This window comes from uncultured Campylobacter sp. (assembly GCF_938018035.1).
In the GTDB taxonomy this organism is placed as follows: Bacteria; Campylobacterota; Campylobacteria; order Campylobacterales; family Campylobacteraceae; genus Campylobacter_B.
Genome location: NZ_CALIJF010000126.1, coordinates 1 through 6,863, shown reverse-complemented (window position 1 = coordinate 6,863; position 6,863 = coordinate 1). Strand labels below are relative to the sequence as shown.

The following is a 6,863-nucleotide window of genomic DNA, read 5'->3' as shown; positions in this document are numbered from 1 at the left end:
ATAATATTCGATATATAGATCGGCACATCATCCGCCCCGCCGATAACAGCATTTATGTTAAATTTCATATAGCACCCCGCCCTTGAATATGAAGTTAAATATTTTTAAAAATTTCAGCTCATTATATCATCTTCATAATATTGATCGAGTATCGGGTTTCGAGGGTTTTAAAATCGGCATATTTTTTATCAAAATAGACCCGAATAAAGATAAATTTTATAAAATCTATCATTTTAATTTCATATCTCAAAAACTTTCCGTCGCTACGCAAGGAGCGTCAAATTTTAAAATTGAAATTTTATACGTTAAGCTTAAAGCCTACAAAACTCCGATATTTAGGACAATGCAGACCTGAATTTTTATCTTTTACTGCTATAATTCTCTTATAAATTTAAATCTTAAGATTAAAAAGTATTCTTAAGAATTTTATAAGACGGAGGAGATCTTGAATAGATTGATCTTGAAGATTTACGCGTGGCAAAATACCGCTACGCCGTGGTTTTGGCTCTTTGTGATAAGCGCAGGCTATCTTGCGGTATCGTATTTTTTCTTTCAGCGCTACATTTTTATGTCGCCTACGCAGACGAGCGCCCTCGTGCGTCTGGGCTTTGCCGTAGCGGGCGTGGGCGCGCTTATAGGCTTGCTGCTGCCGTTTGGCTTCATAGCAAGGCTCGTTGCTTATGCGCTCGGATTTGCGGGCGCGATATACGGCTATTTACAAAGCTCCGCTCCACACACCGCCGCAGATACTGCAAATTGCCTCGTAGCGCCCGCTTTCCCTTTTGCGGCGCCGCTTGATAGCCTGCTGCCGGAGCTATTTCGCCCCGCAAGCTGCACGGGCACCCCGTCCTTTCCCGCGGGCACCGCGCTTAGCGATGTGCAGAGCTTTTTTGGCGGATTTTACGGCGAGGGATTTTATCTGGTGCCGAGCATTAAATTTGCAGACGCGGCGCAGTGCGCGCAGGTAGCGTTTGCGGCATTTGCGGCTGTTTTGGCCGTGATGTTTGCGAGTTTTTTATACGGCAGATTTACGAGAAGTTTTTAAAATTTTAAGAAAGGATAAGCATGAAGTTTTTAAATTCTATTGCGGCTGCGACGGCTCTTGCGGCTGTGATCGCAAGCTACGCTGGCGCCGAGGTTAAGGCGGGCGAGACGCTTTATGGCACGGTGCTAAAGCAGGTAAGCGTAAGCGGCGATTTGTCGCACAAGGACGGCAGGCTGCTGCCCACAAACGCCATAGAGGTTTTGGAGGTTAAGGACGGAGTAGTGAAATTTTCGCTCACCGGCTATCAAAATCCAAAGGCGCCCAACGTTATTTATTTCACGCCTAAAGCGCGCATAATCGCGGTGGCGTTTTCGAAGCAGGCTAAATTTCAAAGCGAGAGCTTGGGCGAAGAGGACGGCTTTAATAAGGTTAAAATAACCGCCTACACCGACGAGGGCGCGCTAAGCGGCGACGTGGATAAAATTTTCGCGGGTGCTAAGGAGAAATTTGAAGCCTCGTGTAGCGTCTGTCACGCTCTGCACCAGCCGGCCGATTACGAAGCCAACAGATGGCCGGGCTACATCAAATCGATGCTTTCGCGCACGCCTATTAGCAAGGATGAGAGCTGGACGGTGGTGCAGTATCTGCAAAAGCACTCCAAGGACGTAAATTTAAAGGATATGAAATGAAAAGACGAAATTTTTTAAAGCTCGGCGCGGCGGTCTCGGCGCTTCCGCTCATCCCAAGCTCGATGCTCGCGGCGGATAAACTAACAGCACTTAAGAAAAACGGCGAAATTTTAACTGCGGCGCGATGGGGAATTTTAAAAGCGAGCGTTAAAAACGGCAAGATCGTAAAATCTGCGCCGTGGAAGATCACCTCTAAAATTCCAAATACTCTTCAAAATACGATGGCGGATCTCGTTTATAATACGCGTATCAAGGCGCCGATGGTGCGAAAATCCTACCTCGCCGATCCCGATAATCCAAAGCCGGAGCTTCGCGGACTTGACGAATGGGTCGAGGTAAAATATGAAGACGCGATCAAGCTCGTCGCGCGCGAGCTTAAAAAGACGCGCGAGCAAAAGGGTGCAAGCTCGGTGTTTGCGGGCAGCTACGGCTGGCAGAGCACGGGCAACGTGCATGTCTCAAGGACGCTGCTTCATAGATTTATGAACTTAAGCGGTGGCTTTACGGGCGTCACGGGCGATTACTCTACGGGCGCGGCCCAGGTCATCATGCCGCACGTAACGGGCTCAAATCAGGTTTATGAACAGCAAACCTCGTGGCCGGTGGTGCTTGAAAACTCCAAAGTAGTGGTCTTTTGGGGGCTCAATCCGATCTCTACGCTTCGCGTGGCGTGGACGAGCTCGGACGAGCAGGGATTTAAGTATTTCGAGCAGCTAAAAAACAGCGACAAAGAGATCATCATCATCGATCCGATCAAAACCGTAAGCGGCAAGTATTTCGAGGGTAAAGCGCGATGGATCGCCCCTCGCCCTAACACTGACGTAGCGATGATGCTAGGCATGGCGCAGCATCTCTACTCGCAGGGCAAGTACGATAAGGAATTTTTGCAAAACTATACCGTGGGCTTTGAAAAATTCGTGCCGTACCTCACGGGACAGAGCGACGGCGTGGCTAAGACGCCGGAGTGGGCTAGTGAAATTTGCGGCATTGGCGCGGACGTGATCAAAGAGCTCGCGATAAAATTTTACGAAAACCGCACGATGATAATGGCCGGCTGGGGTATCCAGCGCGCTCATCACGGCGAGCAGGCGCACTGGATGATCGTAACTCTATGCGCGATGCTGGGACAGATCGGACTTGCCGGAGGGGGCTTTGGCTTTAGCTACCACTACGCTAACGGCGGCGCGCCTACCTGCGCGGGCGGCGTGATCGGCGGAATGAACGCGGCAAGCGTCGGCGTCGTTAAGGACGGCAAATTTTTAGGGCTTGCGCAGGATCAGAAACAAGGCGGCGAAGCAGCCCAAGCGTGGCTTGTAAATACGGCGAAGGTCGCTTTCCCTCTAGCTCGCATCGCGGACGTGCTGCTAAATCCGGGAAAGACGATCGACGCGAATGGCGCAAAGATCACCTATCCGAAGATCGATTTTATCTACTGGGTCGGCGGAAATCCGATCGTGCACCATCAAGACACCAACACCAACATAAAGGCTTGGCGCAAGCCGCGCACCATCGTAGTGAATGAAATTTACTGGACGCCGACTGCGAAGATGGCGGACATCGTGTTTCCGACCACGACGGAGTATGAGCGCAACGACATCACGATGAGCGGAGACTACTCCAATATGCATATAATCCCGATGAAGCAGGTCGTCGCCAAGCAGTACGGCGCGAAGGACGATTATCAAATTTTTACCGACCTTTGCAAGGCTTACGCGGACGGGCTTGCCGAGGTTTATACGGACGGCGGCAAAACGGAAATGGATTGGATCAAGGAATTTTACGAAGGGGCGGCGAGCGCCGTGAACGCAAACACCGCTTTGGGCGTGCAGATGCCGAGCTTTGAGCAGTGGTGGGAGAAAAACGAGCCGACGGAATTTTACGAAACGCCGGAGAGTGCTGCGTACGTGAGCTTTGAGGATTTTAGAAACGATCCCGTTTTGGAGGCTTTAGGAACGCCTAGCGGGTTAATTGAAATTTACTCCGATACGATTGCTGCGATGAACTACAAAGACTGTGGCGCGCATCCGATGTGGTTCGAGCCCGTCGAGTGGCTCGGGATGAAGGATAAGCCTGCGAAATTTCACCTGCTTAGCATCCATCCGCTCGACCGCTTGCATTCGCAGCAGAGCAACACTTCAAATCGCAAGAGATACGCCGTTGCGGATCGAGAGCCGGTACTAATAAATACCGAGGACGCTAAAGAGCTCGGCATAAAGCAGGGCGATCTGGTGCGCGTGTATAACGCTCGCGGCGAAATTTTAGCGGGAGCCAATGTAAGTGACGACATAATGCGCGGCGTGGTGCAGATATTCGAAGGCGCGTGGTACGATCCTAATGCCGAGGGGCTTTGCAAAAACGGAAATCCGAACGTGCTTACGATCGATCTTCCTACGAGCGAGCTTGCCAACGGCAATATCGCGCACACGGCGTTAGTAAATATCGAGCTTTATAAACACAAGGCGGGCGAGGATATCAAACTAACCGCGTTTATGCCGCCTAAAGGGGCGAAGTAGGAATTGGGGGGGCGGTCTGGGGTTTAAGACTGGCTCATTGCTGGCTTGGACTAGATACGCCGATCCTCCACAGGCTTTAGTCAAGCTCGCCGTGGTTTTGCTACGGCGAGGCATATCAATTTCGACTTGCCGCGGCTTTATATAGTCGCGGCTGTGCACCGAGACCAATTTAGCTTGCCGTAGCTTCGCGACTTCAACGATAGGTCGCGGAGCTGATTAAATTTTATAACCTTGCGCTTGCAGTGATGACTGAGTTGATTTGATTTATCGTAACTTTGAGCTGTGGCAGGCTGGAGATAACAGCAAGCAATATTTGCCTCGCCGCCCTACTCTCTACTTGCTCGTGAAATTCTCGCCAAATTTAAGAACTTGCCGTTTGGACTAAAATTTCAATCCAAACTAAAAAACCGCCTAAGCTTCCATTTAAAATTTTTCTTCGGAATTTGTGTATCACTAAAATCGTCGCTCCAAATTTCGTTTTTATCGGTGAAATAGCCGCTATTTTGAGCCTGCGGTATAAAGTCGGTCCGATCTTCTATTTTTACGTTTAGCGCCTTGAAATATTGCAGTAGCTCATGATACTCTTTTGCAGATACGGCATTTATTAAAAAGCAATTTCTGTTGTTAAATTTAACGACAAAATTTCTTTTTAACAGCCAAAGGGGCTCCGAGCTCTTTTTGAGCTTGTAAATTTTATACGGCAGGGCAAATATTAAATATAGCATTAGATGCTTTATATAAAGAGCAAGTTTGCCTATATGAACGCCTATGCTTGAATATCTATATAACTCATATGAGCTTAAATAATGAAACCTGCCGTAGGAGGTTTCTAATTCGCATACTACGCAGAAATGAACGCTAGATATATTTGCGGACGGATCGGGGGCTATTTTGGTTTCGGAAATTATGCTATCTTTCATATCTATATTTTCGACGTAGCGGATCAGGCTGTTTGAAAAATAAAAATAGCTCGGATTTTTGGAAAAATTTTGCTCTGCCGAAATCCTAAATCGTATGAAAGTATATGTCGCGAAAATTAAAGAAATGATACCGAAAGCGCTAAATTTTCCCGTAGTGCCAGTCGTAATCAGATCATAACCCAAAAGCGAAAAACCCAATATGCAAGTAAATATGCTCCAGGAAAATACATGATAGACGGTGTAATCGTTTATGGTCAATGGCTCTTTGTCGTAGTCTCGCATAAAATCCCTATTTTGTAAAATTTGGCACATTATAACGCTTTATTCTCATAACGTATTAAAATTTAAAGTCGTTTTGGCCATTTAAATTTTTAAGTTCGTTATTAGGTAGAATTTTAAAATTCTACCCTATTTCGCCTTCTTTGCCGTATCTTGCCAGTCGTTGCATTTATGCCAATGTGGCGATGAGTTAAAACGAAATATGCATACTAAGCGCGATTATGCATAAAAGTAGCGCCAGCGGGACATAGACAAAGCGCCCAATATCATACCAGAGCTTGCCGCGAACCCTCTCTGCGCCTAGATTGATCTCATCTAAAATTTCATTACGCTTAATCACCCAAAACCACGATATCGCGCCGATTACTGCTCCGATCGGAATGATATAAATCGATACGAAATCCATCCACGGACCCCATGAGCTTATCGCTTCCATACCAAGACCCGCACCCAGGCAGATCGCGCACAATAGCGCAAGCGTGAAGGCGCGGCTTAGCCTTGGAAACTTATGCATTAGCGATTCGGCGACTACTTCGAACATATTTTGAAGCGATGAAATTCCACCAAAAATCACGGCGGTAAATAAAATCACTGCAAAAATTCTACCGCCTGCCATATCTTGCAAAATTTTAGGCAGAGTTACGAAAAGTAGCTTAGGTCCCGCCGCAGGATCCATTCCGTAAGCAAATACTGCAGGGATCATCACTAGCGCAGCTACCATCGCGGCTAGCGTGTCAAATAGCGCGGTATTTTTCGCCGCAGATACGATGTCTTCGTCCTTGGATAGATACGCGCCATAAACGATCATCCCTGAGCCTGTAATCGATAGCGAGAAAAACGCCTGTCCCATCGCAGAAATCCAAACCATCGGATCTGCTAGCTTAGTAAAATCAGCGCCAAAAAGAAAGGCATATCCGCCCGCAGCGCCTTGCAGCGTCGCGACCCTAATTGCCAAAATTGCAAATAGCACGAAAAATAGCGGCATCATAATTTTATTCGTTTTTTCGATGCTTTTGGCGCCGAAAAACAGCGTCAGCAACGTACCTGCGACGATTATGCAGTGATAAGGCACCACGGAGTAGGGCGCCAGGGCAAAAGAGTTGAACCATGTATCGGTATTTTCGCTCATTAGCGAGCCGTCTATGGCTTGGACTAGCGCCTTTAAAACGTAGGCGATGATGACGGCATAGCCTACTGCGATACACATCGAACCGGCAAGTGGCAACCAGCCGATAACCTTACCGATAGCGCCCAGTCCGCGGCTTTTCCACGCGTATTTGTATGAGCCCAGCGTGCCTGTTTTGGCGCGGCGACCGATCGCGTATTCGGCACTTAGGCCTACGTATGAAAACAGCGCTACGAAAAAAATGTAAATTAGCAAAAATGCGCCGCCGCCGTTCGTACCGAGTTTGTAAGGGAAGCCCCAGACATTTGCCATACCTACGGCGGAGCCCACGCAGGCGATGATAAAAGCCCA

Annotated in this window: 5 protein-coding genes; 3 read left to right on the top strand and 2 right to left on the bottom strand. The window is 48.1% G+C overall.

Going from position 1 to position 6,863, the window contains the following annotated elements; all coding sequences use genetic code 11:
* Positions 1 to 445: 445 nt before the first annotated feature.
* The 3 genes from Q0257_RS03855 to Q0257_RS03845 are packed head-to-tail and all read left to right on the top strand — an operon-like array spanning position 446 to position 4,187.
* A complete protein-coding gene (locus Q0257_RS03855; RefSeq protein ID WP_298021766.1) occupies positions 446 to 1,045 on the top strand; it encodes a disulfide bond formation protein B in 600 nt (199 codons plus the stop codon).
* A gap of 20 nt (positions 1,046 to 1,065) precedes the next feature.
* A complete protein-coding gene (locus Q0257_RS03850) occupies positions 1,066 to 1,674 on the top strand; it encodes a cytochrome C (RefSeq protein ID WP_298021764.1) in 609 nt (202 codons plus the stop codon).
* The gene (locus Q0257_RS03845; RefSeq protein WP_298021761.1) at positions 1,671 to 4,187 is read left to right on the top strand and encodes a molybdopterin guanine dinucleotide-containing S/N-oxide reductase; all 2,517 of its coding nucleotides are present in this window, start codon (positions 1,671 to 1,673) and stop codon (positions 4,185 to 4,187) included. The genes Q0257_RS03850 and Q0257_RS03845 overlap by 4 nt, the downstream gene beginning before the upstream one ends.
* Before the next feature lie 389 nt (positions 4,188 to 4,576).
* On the opposite strand, the gene Q0257_RS03840 is transcribed toward Q0257_RS03845, so the two are convergent.
* Together Q0257_RS03840 and Q0257_RS03835 are read right to left on the bottom strand one after the other, a co-directional pair.
* Complete coding sequence (locus tag Q0257_RS03840; protein ID WP_298021757.1) at positions 4,577 to 5,419, bottom strand: hypothetical protein; 843 nt, start codon at positions 5,417 to 5,419, stop codon at positions 4,577 to 4,579.
* Positions 5,420 to 5,576: 157 nt separating this feature from the next.
* On the bottom strand, positions 5,577 to 6,863 hold a 1,287-nt coding region (locus Q0257_RS03835; protein WP_298021754.1), incomplete at its 5' end, for a sodium-dependent transporter.

What these genes read in the sequence shown, in the direction of transcription:
- Q0257_RS03850 (WP_298021764.1), top strand. Translation starts at nt 1,066, where the DNA reads ATGAAGTTTTTAAATTCTATTGCGGCTGCGACGGCTCTTGCGGCTGTG.
- Q0257_RS03845 (WP_298021761.1), top strand. Translation starts at nt 1,671, where the DNA reads ATGAAAAGACGAAATTTTTTAAAGCTCGGCGCGGCGGTCTCGGCGCTT.
- Q0257_RS03840 (WP_298021757.1), bottom strand. Translation starts at nt 5,419, where the DNA reads ATGTGCCAAATTTTACAAAATAGGGATTTTATGCGAGACTACGACAAA.